Below are 23,533 nucleotides of genomic sequence, written 5' to 3'. Positions count from 1 at the left end.
TGAGGCAGTTGAGGCAGTTGAGGCAGTTGAGGCAGTTGAGGCAGTTGAGGCAGTTGAGGCAGTTGAGGCAGTTGAGGCAGTTGAGGCAGTTGAGGCAGTTGAGGCAGTATCAGAATCCATTAAAAGAAAAGCCGGGACAAGCCCGGCTTTTTCTTTATCACTCAGCAGCTGCTTCAGCAGCGGCCGGGCGGTCTACCAGCTCAATGTAAGCCATAGGAGCGTTGTCGCCTGCACGGAAACCGCATTTCAGAATGCGAGTATAACCGCCGGCGCGCTCCAGGTAGCGCGGGCCCAGTTCATTGAACAGCTTAGCCACGATCGCGTTATCGCGAGTACGGGCAAATGCCAGGCGACGATTAGCAACGCTATCAGTCTTGGCAAGGGTGATCAGCGGTTCAACGACACGACGCAGCTCTTTTGCCTTAGGCAGAGTCGTCTTGATGATCTCATGACGAACCAGGGAGCTGGCCATGTTGCGGAACATAGCCTGACGATGGCTGCTGTTCCGGTTCAGTTGACGACCACTCAAACGATGGCGCATGACCTTATCCTTCTAACTAAATCTGTGAAACCCGTAATCTGGATTACTCGTCAGCGATGCTGGCGGGCGGCCAATTCTCGAGGCGCATGCCAAGAGACAGACCACGGGAGGCCAACACGTCCTTGATCTCAGTCAGGGACTTCTTACCGAGGTTAGGAGTCTTAAGCAACTCAACTTCGGTACGCTGTACCAGATCACCAATATAGTGGATAGCTTCTGCCTTCAGACAGTTCGCAGAACGAACTGTCAGCTCCAAATCATCGACAGGACGCAGCAGAATCGGATCAAACTCGGGTTTCTCTTCTTTCTTCTCGGGCACGCTGACATCGCGCAGATCCACGAAGGCTTCCAGTTGCTCAGCCAGAATAGTGGCAGAACGACGGATGGCTTCTTCAGGATCCAGAGTACCATTGGTCTCCATGTCGATGACCAGCTTGTCCAAGTCGGTACGCTGCTCCACACGTGCTGCCTCAACGTTGTAGGCAATACGAACGATGGGGCTGAACGCGGAGTCCAGCAGCAGGCGACCAATAGGACGCTCTTCATCATCGTTGTGAACACGAGCAGAAGCAGGCACATAACCACGACCGCGCTGAACTTTCAGGCGCATGCTGATTTCAGCATTGGCGCCAGTCAGGTGGCAGATTACGTGCTCCGGGTTTACGATCTCGACTTCATCACCGTGAGTGATATCACCAGCGGTAACGGGGCCTGTTCCAGACTTGGTCAGGGACAGAGTTACCTCGTCCTTGCCTTCCAGCTTCACAGCGATACCTTTCAGGTTGAGCAGGATTTCAAGAATGTCTTCCTGTACACCTTCTTTGCTGCTGTACTCATGCAGTACCCCGTCAATTTCGACTTCAGTAACTGCACAACCGGGCATAGAAGACAGCAAAATACGACGCAGGGCATTACCCAGCGTGTGACCAAAGCCACGCTCAAGTGGCTCGAGAGTCACTTTCGCATGAGTCGGGCTAACTTGCTCGATGTCAACTAGCCGCGGTTTAAGAAAATCTGTTACAGAACCCAGCATTGTGTCCTCTCTTTAGAAGCTAGCTTTACTTGGAGTAAAGCTCGACGATCAGCTGTTCGTTAATGTCGGCAGACAGGTCGGAACGCTCTGGCAGACGCTTGAAAGCACCTTCCATTTTAGCGGCATCAACCTCTACCCAAGTCGGCTTCTCGCGCTGACCAGCAACCTCGAGGGATGCTTTGATACGCGCTTGCTTCTTAGCCTTCTCACGAACGCAGATCACGTCCTCAGGGGAAACCTGGAAAGAAGGAATGTTCACAACGCGGCCGTTGACCATGATGGCCTTGTGGCTCACCAGCTGACGAGATTCAGCACGGGTAGCACCGAAGCCCATACGGTAAACAACGTTGTCCAAACGACCTTCCAGCAGCTGCAACAGGTTTTCACCGGTGTTACCCTTTTGACGGGCAGCGTCGCGGTAGTAGTTGCGGAACTGTTTTTCCAATACGCCGTAGATACGACGAACTTTTTGTTTCTCGCGCAGCTGAACACCGTAGTCAGACAGACGCGCTTTACGCGCACCGTGTTGACCAGGAACGGTGTCAATCTTGCACTTAGAATCAATCGCACGAACACCAGACTTCAGGAAGAGGTCGGTGCCCTCACGACGGCTAAGCTTAAGCTTAGGACCGATATATCTTGCCATCTTCTTTCTCCAACAATCCTAGACCAAGTAGCTACAGCGTTACACGCGGCGCTTCTTGGGAGGACGACAACCGTTGTGCGGGATCGGAGTCACATCAGTAATGTTAGTGATGCGGAAACCAGCCGCGTTCAGAGCGCGGATGGAAGACTCACGACCGGGACCCGGACCTTTGACCATGACTTCCAGGTTCTTCACGCCGTATTCTTTGGCGATCTCACCAGCACGCTCAGCAGCTACCTGGGCAGCAAACGGAGTGGACTTACGGGAACCACGGAAACCTGAACCACCAGAGGTAGCCCATGACAGAGCATTGCCCTGACGGTCAGTAATGGTCACGATTGTGTTGTTGAAAGATGCATGAACGTGCGCAATACCGTCGCTCACTTGCTTTTTAACGCGCTTGCGAGCACGAGTCGGAGTTTTAGCCATTTTCTACCTTCCCGTTACTTCTTGATAGCCTTGCGCGGACCCTTACGGGTACGAGCGTTGGTCTTGGTACGTTGACCACGAACAGGCAGGCTACGACGGTGACGCAAACCACGGTAGCAACCCAGATCCATCAATCGCTTGATGTTCATGGAAATCTGACGACGCAGGTCACCTTCAACGGTGAATTTACCTACTTGTTCACGCAGACTCTCGATCTGAGCTTCGTCCAGGTCTTTAATTTTCACATTCTCAGCGATACCGGCTGCGGCACAGATGGCCTTGGAGCGGGTACGACCGACGCCATAAATAGCAGTCAAAGCAATGACTGCATGCTTATGGTCAGGAATGTTAATGCCAGCGATACGGGCCACTATTCACTCCTACATATAGTAGATTACGACCACCACAAAGCCCGTGAGCGGATACGTGGCGGTCAACCAATACACAACAAAAGTTGGCTGGCTATATTAGCCAGCACAACTATTTGTTGCAAGTACTAACCGTAAAAAATTAGCCTTGGCGCTGTTTATGCTTTGGCTCGCTGCAAATCACACGCACCACACCGTGACGCTTGATGATTTTGCAGTTACGGCAGATTGCCTTAACGGAAGCACGAACTTTCATTGCTTAACTCCGTAACTACGCCGACCTTTAGCGGCCGTAGCCCTTCAGGTTGGCCTTCCTCAGGACATCACCATATTGATGAGACATCATATGGGTCTGAACCTGAGCCATGAAGTCCATGATAACTACCACAATAATCAGCAGCGAGGTGCCACCGAAGTAGAACTGTACGTTCCAGGCAGTCATCAAGAACTGGGGTACCAGACAGATAAAGGTTATATAGAGCGCACCTGCCAATGTCAGGCGAGTCATAACCTTATCGATATAACGTGCTGTCTGCTCGCCCGGGCGGATCCCCGGGATAAAGGCTCCACTCTTCTTCAGGTTGTCTGCTGTCTCGCGGGGGTTGAACACCAGCGCGGTATAGAAGAAGCAGAAGAAGATAATGGCTGCTGCATAGAGCATCTCATACAAGGGCTGACCCGGCTGCAGGACCATAGAGACCTGTTGCAGGATGTCAGCGATCTTGCCCTCGCCCTGACCAAACCAAGAGGTAATGGTCCCTGGGAAGAGGATGATGCTGGATGCGAAAATCGCAGGAATCACACCGGCCATATTCACTTTCAACGGCAGGTGTGTGCTTTGCGCGGCAAATACCTGGCGGCCTTGTTGACGCTTGGCATAGTTAACGACGATACGACGCTGACCACGCTCCACGAACACCACAAAGTAAGTCACTGCGAAAACAATCAAGCCCAGCAACAACAACAGCAGGATGTGCAATTCCCCTTGACGTGCCTGTTCGGCCGTAGCGCCAATGGCATGAGGCAGACCAGCAACGATACCTGTGAAGATAATCAACGAGATACCATTACCAATCCCACGCTCGGTAATCTGTTCACCCAACCACATCAAGAACATGGTACCGGTGACCAGACTCACAACGGCTGTGAAATAGAAGCCCAAACCCGGATGAGTCACGAGTCCTTGCATCATATTCGGCAGACCGGTTGCAATACCAATGGCCTGGAACGTTCCCAAAACCAGCGTGCCCCAACGGGTATATTGGCTAATCTTGCGACGGCCGGATTCACCTTCCTTCTTGAGTTCAGCAAGAGCAGGGTGAACCACAGTCAGCAGCTGGATAATGATCGACGCCGAAATGTACGGCATGATCCCCAGCGCAAGAATAGAAGCACGCGAGAGTGCACCACCACTGAACATGTTGAACATCTCAATGATGGTGCCCTTCTGTTGTTGGAACAACTCGGCCAGTACGGCGGCGTCAATACCAGGAATCGGCACATAAGAGCCTGCACGGAAAACGATAATCGCCCCGAGAACGAAGAGCAGACGGCTCTTCAGTTCACTCAGACCACCCTGTGCTTTAACATCCAATCCTGGTTTCTTAGCCATTGTACTGATTATTCCTCGATTTTACCGCCAGCGGCCTCGATGGCTGCACGTGCACCTTTGGTGACGGACAGACCACGAACGGTCACAGCACGGTCAATGTTGCCAGACAGAACAACTTTAGCGAACACGATGTTTTTAGTAATAACACCGGCTTGCTTCAGAGTGCTCACGTCGACCACATCACCTTCTACCAGGGCGATTTCGTTCAGGCGCACTTCGGCAGAAACCAAAGATTTGCGGGAGAAGAAACCGAACTTCGGCAGACGGATTTTCAAAGGCATCTGGCCGCCTTCGAAACCGTTGCGGACTTTGCCGCCACCGGAACGAGAGGTTTGACCTTTAACACCACGACCACCGGTCTTGCCCAGACCAGAACCGATACCACGGCCCGGACGGTGCTTAACGCGCTTGGAGCCAGCGGCCGGAGACAGAGTATTCAGACGCATGCTTAGCCCTCCACCTTAACCATGTAATAAACCTGGTTGATCATGCCGCGTACGCAGGGAGTATCTTCCAGCTCAACGGTGTGACCAATGCGACGCAGACCCAGACCACGCAGAGTCGCCTTGTGCTTTGGCAGACGGCCGATAGAGCTGCGAGTTTGAGTTACTTTTACAGTGTTAGCCATGTCGCATTACCCCAGAATTTCTTCAACGCGCAGACCACGCTTGGCAGCGATCTGGGCCGGGGATTGACCCTGTACCAGAGCGTCGACAGTTGCGCGAACAACGTTGATTGGGTTGGTGGAACCGTAGGTCTTGGCCAGCACGTTGTGGATACCAGCAACTTCCAGAACAGCACGCATGGCGCCGCCTGCAATGATACCAGTACCTTGAGAGGCCGGCTTCATGAACACGGTGGAACCGGAGTGAACACCACGCACCGGGTGGTGCAGAGTGCCGTTGTTCAGCTCAACCTTGTTCAGGTTACGCTTAGCCTGTTCCATCGCTTTTTGAATAGCGGCCGGAACTTCACGGGCTTTACCGTAACCGTAACCTACACGGCCGTTACCATCACCCACCACGGTCAACGCGGTGAAGGACATGATACGACCACCTTTAACAGTTTTCGAAACACGGTTTACTGCAATCAGCTTTTCTTGCAGTTCGCCGGCTTGAGATTCGACTTTAGCCATCTTCGACTCCTAGCTTAGAACTGAAGACCAGCGTCACGTGCAGCAGCTGCCAGAGCAGCGATGCGACCGTGATACTTGAAACCGGAACGATCGAAAGATACGTTCTGAACGCCTTTGGCAATAGCACGCTCAGCGATTGCTTTACCTACCGCGGTCGCTGCATCAGCGTTACCGGTGTATTTAATAGCTTCACTGATGGCTTTCTCTACTGTGGAAGCAGAGGCCAGAACTTCGGAACCGTTGGCTGCAATAACCTGCGCATAGATATGACGCGGGGTACGGTGAACAACCAGACGGGTAGCTCCCAGTTCCTGCATCTTTTTCCGAGCACGAGTAGCACGACGGAGACGAGCTGCTTTCTTGTCCATAGTGTTACCTTACTTCTTCTTAGCTTCTTTAGTACGCACTTGCTCGTTGGCATAGCGTACACCCTTGCCCTTGTAGGGCTCCGGAGCGCGGTAAGCACGGATATCGGCGGCGACTTGGCCAACCAGCTGCTTGTCGACACCACGCAGAACGATTTCTGTGGCAGTCGGGCACTCAGCGGTCACACCAGCCGGCAGCGCATGCTCTACCGGGTGAGAGAAGCCCAGAGCCAGCGCAACAGCATTGCCCTTGATGGAGGCTTTATAACCTACACCAACCAGCTGCAGCTTGCGCTCGAAGCCTTGGGTAACACCGATTACCATGTTGTTGACCAATGCACGGGCAGTACCGGCCTGAGCGTCAGCACCAGCGATGCCGTCGCGCGGGGCGAACTTCAGTACATTGTCTTCTTTGGTCACTTCTACACCGGCGTGAATAGAGCGAACCAGGGAACCTTTACCACCTTTGATGGACAGTTCCTGGCCGTTCAGAGTCACCTCTACGCCAGCAGGAATAGTGACGGGTGCCTTAGCAACACGAGACATTTCCTACCTCCTATTAAGCGACGTAGCAGATGATCTCACCGCCCATGCTTGCTTTGCGGGCAGCACGGTCAGTCATCACACCTTTAGACGTGGACACGATAGCAACACCGAGACCGCCCATAACTTTCGGCAGATCAGTAGTGCGCTTGTAAATACGCAGGCCGGGACGGCTCACGCGTTGGATCAGTTCTACAACTGGCTTGCCCTGGAAATATTTCAGTTCAATTTCCAGTTCCGGCTTCACATCACCAGCTACGGAGTAGCCAGCGATGTAACCTTCTTCTTTCAGCACTTTGGCGATAGCCACTTTCAGCTTGGAAGAAGGCATGGAAACCGCAACTTTGCTCGCCGCCTGACCGTTACGGATGCGGGTCAGCATATCCGCGATCGGATCTTGCATGCTCATAAGTCTAACTCCCGAGATTCGTTACCAAGAAGCCTTCTTCAGGCCCGGAATTTCGCCCTTCATGGCATGCTCACGCACCTTGATGCGAGACAGGCCAAACTTGCGCAGGAAACCGTGCGGACGACCAGTAATATTGCAACGGTTACGCTGGCGGGACGGACTGGAATCACGGGGCAGCTGTTGCAGTTGCAGGACAGCATCCCAACGCGCTTCTTCAGAAGCGTTCATATCAACAATGATAGCTTTCAGCTCGGTTCGCTTGGAGGCGAACTTGGCTACCAGCTTCGCACGCTTTGCTTCACGTGCTTTCATGGAAGTTTTAGCCATAACCCTAACCTTACTTGCGGAATGGGAAGTTAAAGGCAGCCAGCAGAGCACGGCCTTCTTCATCGGTATTCGCGGAAGTGGTGATGGTGATATCCAGACCACGGACGCGATCGACCTTGTCATAGTCGATTTCCGGGAAGATGATTTGCTCACGCACGCCCATGGAGTAGTTACCACGACCATCGAACGCTTTAGCGTTCAGGCCACGGAAGTCACGGATACGCGGTACGGAGATGCAAATCAGCCGTTCCAGGAACTCCCACATACGCTCGCCACGCAGGGTTACTTTACAACCTATCGGGTAGCCTTCACGAATCTTGAAGCCCGCAACAGATTTGCGAGCTTTGGTGATCAGCGGCTTCTGACCGGAAATGGCAGCCATATCGGCAGCAGCATTTTCCAGCAATTTCTTGTCAGAGATCGCTTCACCAACACCCATGTTCAGGGTGATTTTCTCGATCCGAGGGACTTGCATGATAGTCTTGTAACCGAACTGTTTGGACAGTTCATTTACTACATCGGATTTGTAGTAATCATGCAGTTTCGCCATCGTTAAACTCCAATTACTTCACAAGTTCGCCGGTGGATTTGAAGAAACGAACTTTTTTGCCGTCTTCAATCCGGAAACCAACGCGGTCAGCCTTGCCAGTGGCAGAGTTGAACAGCGCTACGTTAGATACATCGATGGGGGCTTCTTTGGTGACGATACCGCCAGCCTGACCCAGTGCGGGTACCGGCTTCTGGTGTTTCTTCACCTGGTTGATGCCTTCCACGATTACCTTACCTTTTGCAATCAGGACTTGAGTGACTTTGCCACGCTTGCCCTTGTCTTTGCCGGTAAGAACAATCACTTCGTCTTCGCGACGGATTTTAGCTGCCATCGTTCGACTCCTTACAGTACTTCGGGTGCCAGGGACACAATCTTCATGAACTTCTCATTACGCAGTTCACGAGTCACCGGGCCAAAAATACGAGTACCGATTGGCTGTTGGTTGTTGTTAAGCAACACAGCCGCATTGTTGTCGAAACGGATGACAGAGCCGTCCGGACGACGAACGCCTTTACGGGTGCGTACGACCACCGCGTTATACACATCACCTTTCTTCACTTTACCGCGAGGAATGGCTTCCTTGATGGAAACCTTGATGATGTCGCCGATGCCGGCGTAACGGCGGTGCGAACCACCCAGAACCTTAATACACATTACACTGCGAGCGCCGGAGTTGTCGGCAACACCCAGCATACTTTGCATCTGGATCATCTTAGTGCTCCGCTTTGTTTACTTCTTATCCCTCTCGGGATCTGGCTGCCTTCAAAAGGCGCGAAACTATAACACAGGATTTTTAGAAAAGGTAGCCTAAAAAACAAACGGCCCCGCTAAGGGGCCGTTTGGACTACAAAGTACCGATTAGGCCTTTTCTACAACGGCAACCAGGGTCCAGGACTTGGTCTTGGACAGCGGGCGGCATTCGCGGATTTCCACGAGGTCGCCAGCTTTGCATTCGTTGTTTTCATCATGTACGTGCAGCTTGGTAGTGCGCTTGATGATCTTACCGTAGATCGGGTGCTTTACCTTGCGCTCGATAGCAACAGTGATGGACTTGTCCATCTTGTCGCTGATTACACGACCTTGCAGAGTACGGATCTTGTCAGTCATTACGCACCTGCCTTCTCAGTCAGTACAGTCTTGATACGTGCGACGTCACGACGCACTTGTTTCAGAGTGTGAGTCTGAGCCAGCTGGCCGGTGGAAGCTTGCATGCGCATGTTGAATTGCTCACGCAGCAGACCCAGCAGCTCCTGGTTCAGTTCTTCGACGCTCTTTTGACGCAGATCTTGGGCTTTCATCACATCACCGTCTTAATTACGAAAGTGGTCTGAACGGACAGCTTAGCTGCGGCCAGGGCAAACGCTTCACGCGCCAGAGCCTCAGGTACACCATCCATCTCGTACAGAACCTTGCCAGGCTGGATCGGGCAAACCCAGTATTCCACGTTACCCTTACCTTTACCCATACGAACTTCGAGGGGCTTTTCGGTGATGGGCTTGTCCGGGAACACACGGATCCAGATCTTGCCTTGACGCTTAACGTGACGGGTCATGGCACGACGGGCTGCTTCGATTTGACGAGCAGTCAGTTGACCACGGGATGTCGCCTTCAGGCCAAAGGTACCGAAGGATACTTCGTTACCAGAGTTGGCCAGACCGCGGTTACGACCCTTGTGGGTCTTGCGGAATTTAGTACGCTTTGGTTGCAACATTTACCGAATCTCCTTACTTAGCAGCGCGGCGCTTGTTGTCACGCTTGGGCTTTGCAGGAGCTTGCTCTTGAGCAGCAGCGGCATTAACAGCAGCCAGACCGCCCAGAACTTCGCCCTTGAAGATCCAAACTTTAACGCCGATCACACCGTAAGTGGTGTGGGCTTCAGAAGTTGCGTAGTCGATGTCGGCACGCAGGGTGTGCAACGGCACACGACCTTCACGGTACCATTCGGTACGCGCGATTTCAGCGCCGCCCAGACGACCGGAAACTTCCACTTTGATGCCCTTGGCACCCAGGCGCATTGCGTTCTGTACGGCGCGCTTCATAGCACGACGGAACATTACACGACGCTCCAGCTGGGAAGTGATGCTGTCGGCAACCAGTTTGCCATCCAGCTCCGGCTTGCGGACTTCGGAAATGTTGATCTGAGCAGGCACGCCAGCAATTGCGGCTACAGCTTTGCGCAGTTTCTCAACGTCTTCGCCTTTCTTACCGATCACAACACCCGGACGAGCGGTGTGAATGGTCACACGGATGCTCTTGGCCGGACGCTCGATGGTGATCTTGGACAAGGACGCGTTTTTCAGTTCCTTGGTCAGGAACTGGCGTACTTGAAAATCGCTGTACAGGTTGTCAGCGAAGTCTTTGGTGTTCGCGAACCAGGTAGAATTCCAAGGCTTGGTAATACCCAGGCGAATGCCATTAGGATGTACTTTCTGACCCATTGCTTATCTCCCAGCCTTAGCGTCGGATACCACTACGGTGATGTGAGCGGTACGCTTGAGGATACGATCCGCACGACCTTTGGCACGCGGACGGATGCGCTTCATGGAGGGACCTTCGTCGACCATGATAGTAGCAACACGCAGCGCGTCGATATCGGCGCCTTCGTTGTGCTCAGCGTTTGCAATGGCAGATTCCAGCACTTTCTTCACCAGAGCTGCAGCCTTTTTCGGGCTGAAGGTCAGGATGTTCAGAGCCTTGTCTACGGACAGACCACGTACTTGATCGGCTACCAGACGAGCTTTCTGGGCAGAAGTACGGGCATAACGGTGTTTAGCGATAGCTTCCATCATTTATCCCTTAGCGCTTCTTAGCCTTCTTATCAGCAGCATGGCCGCGATAAGTACGAGTCGGTGCGAATTCACCCAGTTTGTGACCGATCATTTCTTCGGTAACGAAAACCGGAACGTGCTGACGACCATTATGGACAGCGATGGTCAAACCGATCATGTTCGGGATGATCATTGAACGACGGGACCAGGTCTTAACCGGCTTTTTATCCCCGCTTTCCACCGCTTTCTCTACCTTCTTCAGCAAGTGCAGGTCGATAAATGGACCCTTCTTGAGAGAACGTGGCATGGTGATTCCTCTATGTTAACAATTACTTGTTACGACGACGTACGATGTACTTGTCGGTACGCTTGTTCTTACGGGTCTTGAAGCCTTTAGCCTTCTGGCCCCATGGGGACACAGGCTGCATGCCCTTGTTGCGACCCTCACCACCACCGTGCGGGTGGTCGACCGGGTTCATCGCCATACCGCGAACGGTCGGACGAATACCACGCCAGCGGTTTGCACCGGCTTTACCCAGTTGACGCAGCATGTGCTCGGAGTTACCAACTTCACCGATGGTGGCGCGGCACTCGGCCAGAACTTTACGTACTTCGCCGGAACGCAGACGCAGAGTTACATAGTTACCTTCACGAGCCAGGATCTGGATGAAAGTACCAGCGGAACGAGCCAGCTGGGCACCTTTACCAGGCTTCATCTCAACAGCGTGAACGGTAGAACCGACCGGGATGTTGCGCATCGGCAGGGTGTTACCTACCTTGATTGCGGCATCAGCACCAGAAGCGATTGCATCACCAGCTTTCAGGCCTTTCGGAGCCAGGATGTAACGACGCTCACCGTCTGCATACAGCACCAGGGCGATGTTTGCGGTACGGTTAGGATCGTATTCCAGGCGCTCTACTTTGGCCGGGATACCGTCTTTGTCGCGCTTGAAGTCGACGATACGGTAGTGTTGCTTGTGACCACCGCCGATGTGACGGGTGGTGATGCGGCCGTTGTTGTTACGACCACCGGACTTGTCTTTCTTGTCCAGCAGAGCTGCAAAGGGCTTGCCCTTGTACAGGTCTTGGTTGACGATCTTGACGACGTGGCGGCGGCCCGGAGAAGTAGGCTTGCACTTAACGATTGCCATTTTTCAGAACTCCTCTTACTCGGCTGCGCCCATGAAGTCGATGTCCTGACCAGCTTTCAGGGTCACATAAGCCTTTTTCCAATCGGAACGACGGCCTACGCGTGCACCTGCGCGCTTGGTCTTACCCTTCATGTTCAGGGTACGGACGGTCTCAACTTCGACCTCGAACAGTTTCGCAACTGCAGCTTTGACTTCCGCCTTGGTGGCATCAACAGCAACTTTGAACACGATAGTGTTCTGCTTTTCTGCGACCATGGTGCTCTTTTCAGAGATGTGCGGAGCCTTCAGAACTTTCAGCAGACGCTCTTCACGGATCATGCCAGCATCTCCTCGATTTGCTTAACTGCGTCAGCAGTCATCAGAACCTTGTCGAAAGCGATCAGGCTGACCGGGTCGATACCGGCAACGTCACGCACGTCAACTTTGTACAGGTTACGAGCAGCCAGGAACAGGTTCTCATCGACTTCAGCAGTCACGATCAGAACGTCAGTCAGTTCCATTTCTTTCAGCTTGGCGATCAGTTCTTTGGTCTTCGGAGCTTCGATGCCGAACTTCTCAACAACGATCAGGCGCTCTTGACGTACCAGCTCGGACAGGATGCTACGGATAGCGCCGCGGTACATCTTCTTGTTTACTTTCTGGCTGTGATCTTGCGGCTTAGCTGCAAAAGTCACACCACCGGAACGCCAAATGGGCGAACGGATGGAGCCAGCACGGGCACGACCAGTACCCTTCTGACGCCACGGCTTTTTGCCGCCACCAGACACTTCAGAGCGAGTCAGCTGCGCACGAGTACCCTGACGGGCACCTGCGGCATAAGCAACGACAACCTGGTGAACCAGAGCTTCGTTGAATTCGCGCCCGAAGGTAGTCTCGGAAACTTCAAGAGCGCTCTTGGCGTCTTTCATTACCAATTCCATTACTATCTCCTCAGACGTTACGCTTTGACGGCAGGTTTAACGATCACGTTGCCGTTGGTTGCACCCGGTACTGCGCCTTTGATGAGCAGCAGGTTGCGTTCAGCGTCAACACGAACCAGTTCCAGGTTCTGAGTCGTTACACGCTCAGCACCCATGTGACCAGCCATCTTTTTGCCCTTGAATACACGGCCCGGGGTCTGGTTTTGACCGATGGAGCCAGGTACACGGTGGGACAGAGAGTTACCGTGGGTCATATCCTGGGTGCGGAAGTTCCAGCGCTTAACAGTACCGGCAAAACCTTTACCCTTGGATGTGCCGGTAACGTCTACCAGCTTAACGTCAGCGAGAAGATCTACTTTCAGCTCGCTACCAACAGTGAAAGTTTCACCGTTGTTCAGGCGGAATTCCCACAGACCGCGACCGGCTTCTACACCAGCTTTGGCGAAGTGGCCAGCTTCCGGCTTGGTTACACGGCTGGCTTTCTTGGCGCCAGTGGTAACCTGAATAGCGTTGTAGCCGTCGGTTTCTACAGATTTGACCTGAGTTACACGGTTAGCTTCAACTTCGATAACAGTCACCGGGATAGAAACGCCATCTTCAGTGAAGATGCGAGTCATACCCACTTTGCGACCTACAAGACCGATTGTCATTGTTATCAACCTCTTTCCGTAATTAACCCAGGCTGATCTGGACGTCTACACCAGCTGCCAGATCCAGACGCATCAGGGCGTCAACGGTCTTGTCAGTCGGCTCAACGATGTCTACCAGACGCTTGTGAGTGCGGATCTCGTACTGATCACGCGCATCTTTGTTGACGTGCGGGGAGATCAGGACGGTGAAGCGCTCTTTGCGAGTCGGCAGCGGAATAGGACCGCGAACCTGCGCGCCGGTGCGCTTTGCAGTTTCAACGATTTCCGCAGTGGATTGATCGATCAGGCGATGATCAAAAGCCTTCAGGCGGATACGGATTCTTTGGTTCTGCATTGACAGAGCTCCAATAGATAAAAGAACATAAATCAACACCGCCCGGCCGAGATTACTCCCGCCAGAGGTGTGATTTTTCACGTTTCCTCCCATATCGGGAGGACTGTATGGCTGGCCCCCGCAAGCGGGAAACTCAGCAAGCAGACATATCGTCTGGCTTACCTCATGGGTAAGCGGAGGGGATTATACGGATTTTTTCAATTTGCGCAAGAGAAGGCGAACAGATTGTGCGCAATTTTATGTGACAGATGGATCTCGCCAACGGCTGGGCAAGCCCTTGCCTGGCAGGGGTAACGACAATGTTGCAAACAGGCTGGTAGACTGTGCGCCGGCCTTCGTCATCGGAACGACACCCCATGCTCAAAGATCAGAAAAAAGCCTATCAATATGGGCTCTGCGCCGTCGCCCTCTGGTCGACGGTCGCCAGTGCCTTCAAGATCTCCCTCGCCTACTTTGAACCGGTGCAGCTGCTGCTGGTCGCGGCCTGCACCTCGACCCTGACGCTGGGGGTAATCGTGGCCTGTCAGGGCAAACTGCCGCTGCTGCTCGGTTACATCAAGAGTCGTCCCCTCTACTATCTGGCACTGGGAGTACTCAACCCCTTTCTCTATTACCTGCTGCTGTTCAAGGCGTATGACCTGCTGCCCGCCCAGCAGGCGCAGACCCTCAACTACACCTGGGCCATCACCCTCAGTCTGCTGGCGGTGCCCTTCCTCGGTCAGAAGCTGCGCCGGCGCGACGGGGTCGCCATCGTGCTCGGCTATTTCGGCGCGCTGGTGATTGCCACCAAGGGGGATGTATTCGGTCTGCAGTTCGACAGCCCCCTCGGCGTCACGCTGGCACTGGTATCGACCCTGATCTGGGCCGGTTACTGGATCCTCAACACCCGCAACCAGGGCGACCCCATCGTCAGCCTGCTGCTGGGCTTCCTCATCAGCCTGCCCTTCATCGTCGCGGCAACCTGGCTGCTCTCGGACTTTGCCATGACCGCCTGGCAGGGGTGGGCCGGCGCCATCTACGTGGGGCTGTTCGAGATGGGCTTCGGCTTCGTGCTCTGGCTGATGGCGCTGCGCCACGCCACCAACACGGCCCCCATCAGCAACCTCATCTTCATCTCGCCGTTTGCTTCGCTGGTACTGCTCAACCTGCTGATCGGCGAGACCATCCACCCGGCCACCCCCATCGGGCTGGCGCTCATCGTCGCCGCTCTGCTGATCCAGCAGCTGAAATACGGCAGGCGCTACCGCAAGACCAGCGAGCCGCAAGCCTGACATGCAAAGGGCGTATCCACAGATACGCCCTTCGTTCAATCAATCCACTCCAGCGGCTGGTTCTTGGGCAGCCGGATCTCCACCAGCAAGCCCCCCAGCTCGGAGCGCCCCAGCCTGATGGTGCCGTGATGCTGGGACACAATCTTGGCGACGATAGCCAACCCCAGGCCACTGCCACTGCCGGTACGGGCCTCGTTGCCCTGGGTGAAGGGCTTGAGCACCCGGTAGTAATCCTGCTCCGGAATGCCGGGGCCGTCATCCGACAACCGCAGCCGCACCCAGTGACCATCATCCTTGAGCTCGGCCTGCAGCCGGCTCGCACCGTAGCGCAGCGAATTGCCTGACAGGTTGTTGAGGACGCGGCGAATGCTGATGGGATTGCAGGCCACCCGTACTGCCTCGGCCGGCAACTCGAGCTCCACCTCCAATCCCTGATCGGTCTGCACCAGCAAGCTGTCGTGGATCAGCTGGGTCAGGTCGATCTGCTGGGTATCCAGCCCCTCGTCCGGCCGAATGTAGTCGATGAACTGATCGATGATGCCATTGGACTCGTCAATGTCCGCGTTGATGCTCTCCTTGAGATACTCATCGCCGGAGGACATCATCTCGGTCGCCAGCCGGATACGGGTCAGCGGGGTACGCAGATCGTGGGAGACACCCGCCATCATCAGATTTCGCTCCTCGATCAGGCCCTTGATGGAGCTCGACATGTGATTGAAGGTACGGGTCAGCCGACGCACCTCCCGCGAGCCCTGCTCCCCCAACGCATCGGGGAAATTGCCACGCGCCACCGCCACGGCCCCCGCCTCCAGATCCTCCAGCGGCCGCACCAGCTGACGGGCAAAGCGCCAGGCCGCGAACAGGGTCACCACCAGCAGCACGCTCATGTAGAGGATCAGCGGCTCGATGTCGTCGTCCTCGATCTCGGTCAGCGGGATGCGCACCCACACCTTGTTGGCCTGGGGCGGCTGGATCCAGATGATGTAGTGATCCTGGATCTCGACCCTGACCTTGGTCTTGCCTCCCAGCTCGCGGCTGATGCTCTCCTCCAGATAGGTGTAGGGCTTGGACTCGTTGAGCCCGTGCTGCTCCGCCTCGGTCTGGGTATAGATGTCGCTGCCGGTCGCCACATAGACCAGCGCCTCGGCGTCTTCACTCAGCGCCAGCTGGTTGCTCTCGACCGGGAAGATGAGCTTGACCTGGTTGGCCAGCAGGTGACTGATCTGCTTGACGGTCGGCGCCAGCAGATAGTTGTAGAAGGTGGCATAAGAGACAAACTGATAGACCACCAGCACGGCGGCCAAAAACCAGAGCATGCGGGAGAACATGCTGCTCACTTTCTTCATTCGCCATCACCGTCCGGCACGAACACATAACCCAGACCCCAGACGGTCTGCAGATAACGGGGCTGCGCCGGGTCCTGCTCCAGCAGGCGACGCAGACGGGAGACCTGCACATCGATGCTGCGCTCGGTGGCGGTATATTCGCGACCGCGGGCCAGGTTCATCAGCTTGTCCCGGGAGAGAGGCTCGCGCGGATGACTCACCAGCACTTTGAGCACGGCGAATTCACCGCTGGTCAGCGCAACCGGATCACCATCGCGGCTCAGCTCGCGGGTCGCCAGATTGAGCTGATAGCTGCCAAAGCTCACCACCTTCTCGGCGGTAGAGGGGGCGCCCGGCAACTCGACGGTGTGCCGGCGCAGCACGGCGCGGATCCGGGCCAGCAGCTCACGGGGATTGAATGGCTTGGGCAGGTAATCATCGGCACCCATCTCGAGCCCGACGATGCGATCTACCTCATCCCCCTTGGCGGTCAGCATCAGCACCGGGATCTGGTTGCCAGCCTCGCGCAGGCGGCGGCAGATGGAGAGGCCGTCTTCCCCCGGCAGCATCAAATCCAGCACCATCAGGCTGAAGTTCTCACGGGTCAGCAGGCGGTCGGCCTGTTCACCATTGGCGACGCCCCGAACCACGAACCCCTGTTCGGTCAGGTAGCGCTCCAGCAGGGAACGTAATTTCAAATCATCGTCGACGACCAGAACCTTGTATTGCTGACTCATTGCTTGCCTCTCCTCTATATATGCTGCCAATACTAGAGCTCGGGCTCGTAACGGCCAAGCCTAAATATGTTACCGGTTATTGCCCATTCAGCCGATTTTGCGCCCCTTCACCCCGCGTCTCATCACTCAGACATCCCCTCAGACGCCCCAGTTTTTGCTCGACAGCAAGGCGACAACGGATAAGATCTGCCGAGCCATAAGAGGCTCATCAGCCCCACTGACACAGGTAACGACCGATGAAGACCAAGCTGATCACCCGTGAAGGCTACAACAAGCTCAAACAGGAGCTCGATTTCCTCTGGCGCGAGGAGCGCCCCGAGACCACCCGCAAAGTGGCCTGGGCGGCCAGCCTCGGTGATCGCAGCGAGAATGCCGATTACCAGTACAACAAGAAACGGCTGCGGGAGATCGACCGGCGGGTCCGTTACCTGCGCAAGTGCCTCGAGGAGCTGGGGATCGTCGACTACTCCCCCGCCCAGGAGGGCAAGGTCTTTTTCGGTGCCTGGGTCGAGGTGGAAAACGAAGAGGGAGAGACCAAGCGCTTTCGCATCGTCGGCTATGACGAGATCTTCGAGCGCAAGGATTACATCTCCATCGACTCCCCCATGGCCCGCGCCCTGCTCAAGAAAGAGGTGGGCGACGAGGCCATAGTGCGTACGCCAGTCGGTGACGCCTGCTGGTACATCAATGAGATCAGCTATCCCAAATAAGCCAGCGCCGGCTCAGGCTGCCAAATCGGCTGACGAGGCCAGGAGAGACGGAGCATGCCCACCCACCGGGTATGACAAGCATAGTTTTTGCCGGGGTGGCATCCCGCTGCCCGACCCCATATAGTGCTCACACCCGGCGCCTTGCGGCGCCAACCGGCCCGCGCGGCAGTGGCCTGGCAGGTATCTAAAGTATCGCCAGGACAGACCCCCTGTTCGGCGACATAGCCCCACGCTGGCCAGTTAGACAGGACCCGACCAAGAGACCCTCGATGCAAAGCCACGTAATAGAACATCAGATCGCCGGTGAGCTGAATGCCCGCCCGGAGCAGGTGCAGGCCGCCGTTCGCCTGCTGGACGAAGGCGCCACCGTCCCCTTCATCGCCCGTTACCGCAAAGAGGTGACCGGCGGTCTGGACGACAGCCAGCTGCGTACCCTAGAGAGCCGCCTCGGCTACCTGCGTGAACTGGCGGATCGCCGCCAGGTGATCCTGCGCTCCATCGAAGAGCAGGGCAAACTGACCCCCGAGCTGGCCCGCGAGCTGAACGATGCCGACAGCAAGACCCGGCTGGAAGACCTCTACCTCCCCTACAAGCCCAAGCGCCGCACCAAGGGGCAGATGGCCATCGAAGCGGGGTTGGAGCCACTGGCCGACCTGCTGCTGAACGACCCGCTGAAGGATCCCGAGCAGGAGGCGGTTCGCTTCCTCAATGCCGAGCAGGGGATCACCGACGGCAAGGCCGCCCTCGACAGTGCCCGCTACATCCTGATGGAGCGCTTCGCCGAGCAGGCCGATCTGCTGGAAAAGCTGCGCGACTACTTGTGGCACAACGCCACCCTGCGTGCCCGCGTAGTGGCCGGCAAGGAGCAGGAAGGGGCCAAGTTCAAGGACTACTTCGAACACGACGAACCGCTGCACAAGGCCCCTTCCCACCGGGTGCTGGCCATGTTGCGCGGCCGTAACGAGGGAGTACTCAATCTGGCGCTGGTTGCCGGCGATGATGAGGGTGCCAGCCCCTGCGAAGGGATCATTGCCCATCACCTCAGGCTCAACCTGCAAAATCGTCCGGCCGACAAGTGGCTGCAAGGGGTGGTGAGCTGGACCTGGAAGATCAAGCTCTCCTTGCAGATGGAGACCGAGCTGATCGGCCGCATCCGCGAGTCAGCAGAAGACGAGGCGATCAAGGTATTCGCCATGAACCTCAAGGATCTGCTGATGGCGGCGCCGGCCGGCATGCGCTGCACCATGGGGCTGGATCCCGGTATCCGCACCGGGGTCAAGGTGGCGGTGGTGGATGCCACCGGCAAGCTGGTCGATCACGCGACCATCTATCCGTTCGAACCCAAGCGCCAGGTAGATCAGAGCCTCAAGACCCTGAACGAGCTGTGCCAGAAGCACAAGGTTGAACTCATCAGCATCGGCAACGGCACTGCCTCGCGGGAAACCGACCGCCTGGTGAGCGATCTGTTCGAACGCTACCCGGCCGCCAAGGCGCAGAAAATCGTGGTCAGTGAAGCGGGGGCATCGGTCTACTCCGCCTCCGAGCTCGCTTCCCAGGAATTCCCGGATCTCGACGTCTCCATTCGCGGCGCCGTCTCCATCGCTCGCCGGCTGCAGGATCCGCTGGCAGAGCTGGTCAAGATCGATCCCAAGAGCATAGGTGTGGGCCAGTACCAGCACGACGTCGGCCAGAGCCAGCTGGCCCGCCGGCTCGATGCGGTTGTCGAGGATTGCGTAAACGCGGTCGGGGTGGATGTGAATACCGCCTCGGTCGCCCTGCTCAACCGGGTTTCCGGCCTCTCCCAGACCCTGGCCCAGAACATCGTCGCCTACCGGGATGAGAACGGCGCCTTCCAACATCGTCAGCAGTTGCTGAAAGTGAGCCGACTCGGACCCAAGGCATTCGAGCAGTGTGCCGGCTTCCTGCGCATTCGGGGCGGCAGCAACCCGCTGGACGGCTCGGCGGTACACCCGGAATCCTACCCTGTGGTGGAGCGGATCCTAGCCAAGCTGGAGCAGACCGTCGACAGCCTGCTCGGCAACAGCAGCCTGCTGCGCACCCTCAAGCCCGCCGACTACACCGACGAGCAGTTCGGGGTGCCCACCGTCACCGACATCATCGGCGAGCTGGACAAGCCCGGCCGCGACCCGCGCCCCGAGTTCAAGACCGCCACCTTCAAGGAAGGGGTGGAGAAAATCAGCGATCTGGTGCCCGAGATGGTGCTGGAGGGGGTGGTCACCAACGTCACCAACTTCGGCGCCTTCGTCGACATCGGTGTCCATCAGGACGGGCTGGTGCACATCAGCTCCCTCACCGATCGCTTCGTCAAGGATCCCCGCGAGGTGGTCAAGGCCGGTGACATCGTCCGGGTCAAGGTGCTGGAAGTCGACGTCCCGCGCAAACGCATCAGTCTGACCATGCGTCTGGATGAAAAAGCCGGCCAGCCAGCCCGCAAGCCGGCCGAGCCACGCCACACCGGCAATGCCAAGCCGAAGCAAGCCCCCCGGCAGAGTGCTCCAACCGATGGCGCCATGGGCAACGCCTTCGCGGCCGCCCTGTCGAAGCTGAAGAAATAAGCCTCCAGAATGCAAAAAGCCCCGCGAGGGGCTTTTTTGTCGCTGTTGCTCAGCCTCATTGGGCCAGCGCAGCCAGAATGGCGTCAGCCTCCTGATGGGCTGCCAGTACTTCCCGCAGCCGGTTGAATGCCTTGCAGGCCTCTTGCGGATACTTGCCATAGGAAACCACGCCGGTATGGCTCCAGCCTGCCGCCAGCATCACCTTCTTCTTGAAATGGGTGCCTTCGGTACCGCCCCCGCCGAGCTGCATCAAGAACTGCTCCATCTGGAGGTGCGGCGGAGGTACACGGGAGAAGGTGGCAAAATCTTCCGGTTTGACTTCATCAAAGTGCATGACGACTCCTGTGAGCGTGGATGGGATTACCCCTCAGATTAGTTGCAAATGGCTGCTCGCGAGGGAAAAAACCGGGCGGAAATACGGTGGAAACCTCAGACACTCAGGCTCAGGTTCTGCTGGGCAGCAGGTTTGACTGCCTGCTGATAGCGCTGGGCGATGACCTGGTTGCGCTGCTCCATGTAGCCGTTCAGCACGCCCGTCTTGGCGCTGCCGTCGGCAGCCAGGGCGGTATCAGGGTCGGATGAGAGCAGCGCCTTGCGGGCCTGTGCCTCCTTGGCCGCAGCACTTCTGGCTACGCTCAGATCCTGAGAGGAGGGCTCGGCAGGCGCCAGTGCGGCGGCGCGCACCTGTTGCATCTTGGCGATGGTGGCTCTGGGATCGCCGGGGATGATTCCGATGTCGATGGAGACGCCACCGCCGGTCGCGTAACGCTTGCCATCCGGCCCCATGGCAAACTCATAGGTAGGGCTGCCGGCATACTGACCACCGGTGCTCTGGTGCGCCTGCTCGTGAGTGCGCACCTCCTGATCCCTGTCGGCCAGCTCCTTGACCTGCAACTCCTGCTTCTGCTGTTGCTCCTGCTGCTTGGGATCCTGCTGCTTGTTGCGCTGACCGTCCTCACCGGCGGCCTCGACGAAGCGATTGTCGATCGCCGCCTGCGGGTTGCCGGTCTGGGAGCCGTCTCGGGCCTGCTGGGAAGTCTGATTGGGATTGGCCTGGCTGGCTCTGGACTTCTCTTTCTGGGAGCCGACTTCGGACTCGGCGTTGAAAGCCTCGCTCTGGCGGCTCTGGGGGATGAGTGCCGCGCGACGATTGTCAGTGCGTGCCGATTCCGTCTGCGGTTGCAGCTGGTTGGGAATGATGGTCGGCAGACTGACATTGATGTTCATGTCACACCCGGATGTCGATCAGGGTTCCCATCATGTCGCTGGCGGTCTGGATCACCTTGGCAGAGGCGCCGGCCTGCACCTCGGCACTCTTGAGGTTCACCAGTTCTTCGGGCAACTGCACCTTGTCACCGCTCGGGGTGTTGAGCCTGGCGATCTGGCTGGACGCCTTGTCGGCGATCTGCTCCGCACGCTGAAAGCCTTGCACACCGCTGTTCAATGCTGAATCTATACGCATGACAACTCTCCTCTGACACTGGATTAATTATCCGCCACGCCAGAGGATTAATGAAGCAAATTGGCTATTTTTCAACCTACAAAATGTTCAATGATTTCAATGAACTGTTGTGGATGGGAAATAAAGGGCGCGTGTGAGGCCTTTTCCAGCACCACACTGCGGCTGCTTGGGTAACGCTCGTCCAGCAGAGGGATGGACGCCTTGGGCACCAGCGAATCCAGCCTACCGTAGACCCGCAGCCAAGGCAGGCTCAATGGTGTCAGCTCATCGCGCAAATCAACCTCGGCCAACAAACCGAGTCCGGCCTCCAGCGCGGCCAGCTGGGGAGCGGGTCGCTCCGCCAGCCAGTGGCGCAACTGGCGGATGTCATCCCTGGCATGTTCGCTACCCATCGCCTGGATCGCCAGGAAGCGTTCTATGGTCTGCTTGAAGTCCCCTGCCAGCATCTGGTTAAAACCGGTCAGCACCTTGGGCGCGATCCCCGGCCAGTCGCCCTGGGCCATGAAACAGGGGGAGCTGGCCACCGTGATGAGGGAGTGCAGTCGCTCGGGATGGCTCAAGGCCAACTGGCTTGCCACCAGGCCACCGAGGGACCACCCCAGCAAATGGCACTGCTCCGGCAGGATGGCTGCCACCTGTTCAGCCAGCCAAGGCAGACTGTACTCCACCTCGCCTGCCAGCGGACTGTTGCCAAAGCCGGGCAGATCCACCAGATGGACGCGATAGCGAGACGCCAGGGCCGGCACAATGCCATGCCAGACCGCGCCATTCATTCCCCATCCGTGCAACAGCACCAGATCGGGCCCCTGACCAAACCGCTCAACCGACACGCTCATCTAGACTCAGATCCTGTTCACTCTGTTGGGGTCAGCATGTTAAAGCGGTTGCTCGTCAAAGCAAGTCCGATCCTCGGCCGCCATGCCGACTGGCAGGGCAACTGCCTGCTCTGTCAGCAGCCTTGCGATGTTGACCCCTTGCTGTGCAGCTGGTGCCGACAGGCCCTGCAGCAGGCTGAGCACACCTGCCGCTTGTGTGCCGCTCCCTTGCCAACATTGCATGAAGAGCGCCTGCCGATCTGCGGCCGTTGCCAGCGCAGGCCGCCGCCCTGGGAGCGGCTGCAGGTCATCGGTGACTACCGGCCACCCTACCCCATGCTGATCCCCCGGCTGAAGTATTCCGGCCAGATCCTGCTGGCCCCGTTGCTCGCCCGGCTGCTGGCCGATCATCTGGATCTCAGCGATCCGCCAGAGGCCATCATTCCGGTGCCGCTGCACTGGTGGCGCCAGTGGTGGCGCGGCTTCAATCAGGCGGAAGAGATAGCCCTCACTCTTAGTGAGCTGACCGGCATTCCTTGTGACAAGCGCCTGCTGCGCCGGGTCAGGGCAACCCCGCAGCAAACCAGGCTCAGTGCCGGCCAGCGGCGGCGCAATCTGCGCGGCGCCTTCCAGATCAGGCTTCACGCCTACCAGCACGTGGCGCTGCTCGATGATGTGGTCACCACGGGTGCGACCGCCGGCCATCTCACCCGTTTGCTCCATGAGAGCGGAGTCACAAAGGTGGAAGTGTGGGCCGTCTGTCGTACCCTCAAGCATCTCAAGTAACCATCGGCATGCTACCCAAGCCTTGCCAAGAGAGTTATCATGAATACCCTAGTCGTACACTCAGGTTTAT

38 protein-coding genes are annotated in these 23,533 nt (G+C 56.8%); 4 read left to right on the top strand and 34 right to left on the bottom strand.

Annotation, left to right across the window (positions count from 1 at the left end; translation table 11 throughout):
- Nucleotides 1-157: 157 nt before the first annotated feature.
- The 28 genes from rplQ to rpsJ form a co-directional block, all read right to left on the bottom strand.
- Nucleotides 158-541, bottom strand: coding sequence for a 50S ribosomal protein L17 (gene rplQ / locus AACQ43_RS20530; protein WP_005307999.1), 384 nt, complete (start codon nt 539-541; stop codon nt 158-160).
- Nucleotides 542-584: 43 nt separating this feature from the next.
- The gene (locus AACQ43_RS20525) at nt 585-1,574 is read right to left on the bottom strand and encodes a DNA-directed RNA polymerase subunit alpha (RefSeq protein ID WP_005307997.1); all 990 of its coding nucleotides are present in this window, start codon (nt 1,572-1,574) and stop codon (nt 585-587) included.
- 25 nt (nt 1,575-1,599) lie between these two features.
- Nucleotides 1,600-2,220 (bottom strand): 30S ribosomal protein S4, encoded by a 621-nt coding sequence (rpsD, locus tag AACQ43_RS20520; RefSeq protein WP_011704319.1) that lies wholly within the window; start codon nt 2,218-2,220, stop codon nt 1,600-1,602.
- 39 nt (nt 2,221-2,259) lie between these two features.
- Nucleotides 2,260-2,649, bottom strand: a complete 390-nt coding sequence (gene rpsK, locus AACQ43_RS20515) for a 30S ribosomal protein S11 (protein WP_005319702.1) — start codon at nt 2,647-2,649, stop codon at nt 2,260-2,262.
- A gap of 14 nt (nt 2,650-2,663) precedes the next feature.
- Nucleotides 2,664-3,020 (bottom strand): 30S ribosomal protein S13, encoded by a 357-nt coding sequence (rpsM, locus tag AACQ43_RS20510; RefSeq protein WP_005307991.1) that lies wholly within the window; start codon nt 3,018-3,020, stop codon nt 2,664-2,666.
- A 139-nt stretch (nt 3,021-3,159) separates the two neighbouring features.
- Entirely contained in the window at nt 3,160-3,273 is a 114-nt protein-coding gene (rpmJ, locus tag AACQ43_RS20505) for a 50S ribosomal protein L36 (protein WP_005319705.1), read from the bottom strand.
- Nucleotides 3,274-3,300: 27 nt separating this feature from the next.
- Nucleotides 3,301-4,629: a preprotein translocase subunit SecY gene (gene secY, locus AACQ43_RS20500; protein ID WP_010672567.1), complete on the bottom strand. Its 1,329-nt coding sequence runs from the start codon at nt 4,627-4,629 to the stop codon at nt 3,301-3,303.
- A gap of 8 nt (nt 4,630-4,637) precedes the next feature.
- Nucleotides 4,638-5,075, bottom strand: a complete 438-nt coding sequence (gene rplO, locus AACQ43_RS20495; RefSeq protein ID WP_005307987.1) for a 50S ribosomal protein L15 — start codon at nt 5,073-5,075, stop codon at nt 4,638-4,640.
- Nucleotides 5,076-5,077: 2 nt separating this feature from the next.
- The gene (rpmD, locus tag AACQ43_RS20490) at nt 5,078-5,257 is read right to left on the bottom strand and encodes a 50S ribosomal protein L30 (protein ID WP_005307985.1); all 180 of its coding nucleotides are present in this window, start codon (nt 5,255-5,257) and stop codon (nt 5,078-5,080) included.
- Between the two features lie 6 nt (nt 5,258-5,263).
- Nucleotides 5,264-5,764, bottom strand: a complete 501-nt coding sequence (gene rpsE / locus AACQ43_RS20485; protein ID WP_011704318.1) for a 30S ribosomal protein S5 — start codon at nt 5,762-5,764, stop codon at nt 5,264-5,266.
- Between the two features lie 14 nt (nt 5,765-5,778).
- A complete protein-coding gene (rplR, locus tag AACQ43_RS20480; protein WP_011704317.1) occupies nt 5,779-6,132 on the bottom strand; it encodes a 50S ribosomal protein L18 in 354 nt (117 codons plus the stop codon).
- Between the two features lie 9 nt (nt 6,133-6,141).
- The gene (gene rplF / locus AACQ43_RS20475; protein ID WP_005307981.1) at nt 6,142-6,675 is read right to left on the bottom strand and encodes a 50S ribosomal protein L6; all 534 of its coding nucleotides are present in this window, start codon (nt 6,673-6,675) and stop codon (nt 6,142-6,144) included.
- A gap of 13 nt (nt 6,676-6,688) precedes the next feature.
- Entirely contained in the window at nt 6,689-7,081 is a 393-nt protein-coding gene (gene rpsH, locus AACQ43_RS20470) for a 30S ribosomal protein S8 (protein ID WP_005307980.1), read from the bottom strand.
- 21 nt (nt 7,082-7,102) lie between these two features.
- A complete protein-coding gene (gene rpsN / locus AACQ43_RS20465; RefSeq protein ID WP_011704315.1) occupies nt 7,103-7,408 on the bottom strand; it encodes a 30S ribosomal protein S14 in 306 nt (101 codons plus the stop codon).
- A 10-nt stretch (nt 7,409-7,418) separates the two neighbouring features.
- On the bottom strand, nt 7,419-7,958 hold the full coding sequence (gene rplE / locus AACQ43_RS20460; RefSeq protein WP_005331162.1) for a 50S ribosomal protein L5: 540 nt from the start codon (nt 7,956-7,958) through the stop codon (nt 7,419-7,421).
- A 13-nt stretch (nt 7,959-7,971) separates the two neighbouring features.
- Complete coding sequence (gene rplX, locus AACQ43_RS20455) at nt 7,972-8,289, bottom strand: 50S ribosomal protein L24 (RefSeq protein WP_005307977.1); 318 nt, start codon at nt 8,287-8,289, stop codon at nt 7,972-7,974.
- Between the two features lie 11 nt (nt 8,290-8,300).
- On the bottom strand, nt 8,301-8,669 hold the full coding sequence (gene rplN / locus AACQ43_RS20450) for a 50S ribosomal protein L14 (RefSeq protein WP_005307975.1): 369 nt from the start codon (nt 8,667-8,669) through the stop codon (nt 8,301-8,303).
- A 147-nt stretch (nt 8,670-8,816) separates the two neighbouring features.
- On the bottom strand, nt 8,817-9,065 hold the full coding sequence (gene rpsQ / locus AACQ43_RS20445; protein WP_005307966.1) for a 30S ribosomal protein S17: 249 nt from the start codon (nt 9,063-9,065) through the stop codon (nt 8,817-8,819).
- Nucleotides 9,065-9,256 (bottom strand): 50S ribosomal protein L29, encoded by a 192-nt coding sequence (rpmC, locus tag AACQ43_RS20440; RefSeq protein WP_005307965.1) that lies wholly within the window; start codon nt 9,254-9,256, stop codon nt 9,065-9,067. The genes rpsQ and rpmC overlap by 1 nt, the downstream gene beginning before the upstream one ends.
- The gene (rplP, locus tag AACQ43_RS20435) at nt 9,256-9,669 is read right to left on the bottom strand and encodes a 50S ribosomal protein L16 (protein ID WP_005307963.1); all 414 of its coding nucleotides are present in this window, start codon (nt 9,667-9,669) and stop codon (nt 9,256-9,258) included. The genes rpmC and rplP overlap by 1 nt, the downstream gene beginning before the upstream one ends.
- Before the next feature lie 13 nt (nt 9,670-9,682).
- Entirely contained in the window at nt 9,683-10,396 is a 714-nt protein-coding gene (gene rpsC / locus AACQ43_RS20430; protein ID WP_005331168.1) for a 30S ribosomal protein S3, read from the bottom strand.
- Between the two features lie 3 nt (nt 10,397-10,399).
- Nucleotides 10,400-10,744 carry a 50S ribosomal protein L22 gene (gene rplV / locus AACQ43_RS20425; RefSeq protein ID WP_011704314.1) on the bottom strand — a complete coding sequence of 115 codons (345 nt, stop codon included), beginning with the start codon at nt 10,742-10,744 and terminating at the stop codon, nt 10,400-10,402.
- A 10-nt stretch (nt 10,745-10,754) separates the two neighbouring features.
- Complete coding sequence (gene rpsS / locus AACQ43_RS20420; protein ID WP_005307960.1) at nt 10,755-11,033, bottom strand: 30S ribosomal protein S19; 279 nt, start codon at nt 11,031-11,033, stop codon at nt 10,755-10,757.
- A gap of 22 nt (nt 11,034-11,055) precedes the next feature.
- Entirely contained in the window at nt 11,056-11,877 is an 822-nt protein-coding gene (gene rplB, locus AACQ43_RS20415) for a 50S ribosomal protein L2 (protein ID WP_005307957.1), read from the bottom strand.
- A 15-nt stretch (nt 11,878-11,892) separates the two neighbouring features.
- Entirely contained in the window at nt 11,893-12,195 is a 303-nt protein-coding gene (gene rplW / locus AACQ43_RS20410) for a 50S ribosomal protein L23 (RefSeq protein WP_005307955.1), read from the bottom strand.
- Nucleotides 12,192-12,797, bottom strand: coding sequence for a 50S ribosomal protein L4 (gene rplD / locus AACQ43_RS20405; protein ID WP_005340616.1), 606 nt, complete (start codon nt 12,795-12,797; stop codon nt 12,192-12,194). The genes rplW and rplD overlap by 4 nt, the downstream gene beginning before the upstream one ends.
- A gap of 17 nt (nt 12,798-12,814) precedes the next feature.
- A complete protein-coding gene (gene rplC, locus AACQ43_RS20400) occupies nt 12,815-13,447 on the bottom strand; it encodes a 50S ribosomal protein L3 (protein WP_010672559.1) in 633 nt (210 codons plus the stop codon).
- 22 nt (nt 13,448-13,469) lie between these two features.
- The gene (gene rpsJ / locus AACQ43_RS20395) at nt 13,470-13,781 is read right to left on the bottom strand and encodes a 30S ribosomal protein S10 (RefSeq protein ID WP_005307944.1); all 312 of its coding nucleotides are present in this window, start codon (nt 13,779-13,781) and stop codon (nt 13,470-13,472) included.
- Nucleotides 13,782-14,137: 356 nt separating this feature from the next.
- On the opposite strand from rpsJ, the gene AACQ43_RS20390 reads away from it, so the two are divergent.
- Nucleotides 14,138-15,052: a DMT family transporter gene (locus tag AACQ43_RS20390; protein WP_102989655.1), complete on the top strand. Its 915-nt coding sequence runs from the start codon at nt 14,138-14,140 to the stop codon at nt 15,050-15,052.
- Nucleotides 15,053-15,087: 35 nt separating this feature from the next.
- On the opposite strand, the gene envZ is transcribed toward AACQ43_RS20390, so the two are convergent.
- Together envZ and ompR are read right to left on the bottom strand one after the other, a co-directional pair.
- Nucleotides 15,088-16,398 carry a two-component system sensor histidine kinase EnvZ gene (envZ, locus tag AACQ43_RS20385; protein WP_168968558.1) on the bottom strand — a complete coding sequence of 437 codons (1,311 nt, stop codon included), beginning with the start codon at nt 16,396-16,398 and terminating at the stop codon, nt 15,088-15,090.
- On the bottom strand, nt 16,395-17,114 hold the full coding sequence (ompR, locus tag AACQ43_RS20380) for an osmolarity response regulator transcription factor OmpR (RefSeq protein ID WP_005307934.1): 720 nt from the start codon (nt 17,112-17,114) through the stop codon (nt 16,395-16,397). Before ompR ends, envZ begins: the two co-directional genes overlap by 4 nt.
- Nucleotides 17,115-17,350: 236 nt before the next feature.
- On the opposite strand from ompR, the gene greB reads away from it, so the two are divergent.
- Together greB and AACQ43_RS20370 are read left to right on the top strand one after the other, a co-directional pair.
- Nucleotides 17,351-17,824: a transcription elongation factor GreB gene (gene greB / locus AACQ43_RS20375; RefSeq protein WP_011704309.1), complete on the top strand. Its 474-nt coding sequence runs from the start codon at nt 17,351-17,353 to the stop codon at nt 17,822-17,824.
- A 269-nt stretch (nt 17,825-18,093) separates the two neighbouring features.
- Complete coding sequence (locus AACQ43_RS20370) at nt 18,094-20,400, top strand: Tex family protein (RefSeq protein ID WP_168968557.1); 2,307 nt, start codon at nt 18,094-18,096, stop codon at nt 20,398-20,400.
- A gap of 55 nt (nt 20,401-20,455) precedes the next feature.
- Here AACQ43_RS20370 and AACQ43_RS20365 read toward each other — a convergent pair whose 3' ends face one another.
- From AACQ43_RS20365 to bioH, 4 genes are all read right to left on the bottom strand, one after another.
- Nucleotides 20,456-20,734, bottom strand: a complete 279-nt coding sequence (locus tag AACQ43_RS20365) for a hypothetical protein (RefSeq protein WP_016349110.1) — start codon at nt 20,732-20,734, stop codon at nt 20,456-20,458.
- A gap of 95 nt (nt 20,735-20,829) precedes the next feature.
- On the bottom strand, nt 20,830-21,627 hold the full coding sequence (locus AACQ43_RS20360; protein WP_168968556.1) for a putative metalloprotease CJM1_0395 family protein: 798 nt from the start codon (nt 21,625-21,627) through the stop codon (nt 20,830-20,832).
- 1 nt (nt 21,628) lies between these two features.
- A complete protein-coding gene (locus tag AACQ43_RS20355; RefSeq protein ID WP_011704305.1) occupies nt 21,629-21,862 on the bottom strand; it encodes a flagellar basal body rod C-terminal domain-containing protein in 234 nt (77 codons plus the stop codon).
- 71 nt (nt 21,863-21,933) lie between these two features.
- A complete protein-coding gene (gene bioH, locus AACQ43_RS20350; RefSeq protein ID WP_168968554.1) occupies nt 21,934-22,698 on the bottom strand; it encodes a pimeloyl-ACP methyl ester esterase BioH in 765 nt (254 codons plus the stop codon).
- Nucleotides 22,699-22,734: 36 nt separating this feature from the next.
- On the opposite strand from bioH, the gene AACQ43_RS20345 reads away from it, so the two are divergent.
- Nucleotides 22,735-23,463 carry a ComF family protein gene (locus AACQ43_RS20345; protein ID WP_168968552.1) on the top strand — a complete coding sequence of 243 codons (729 nt, stop codon included), beginning with the start codon at nt 22,735-22,737 and terminating at the stop codon, nt 23,461-23,463.
- Nucleotides 23,464-23,533 lie beyond the last annotated feature (70 nt).

This window comes from Aeromonas sp. DNRA1, from assembly GCF_963888745.1.
Lineage (GTDB): Bacteria > Pseudomonadota > Gammaproteobacteria > Enterobacterales > Aeromonadaceae > Aeromonas > Aeromonas hydrophila.
This window is presented reverse-complemented; position numbering and strand designations above follow the sequence as displayed.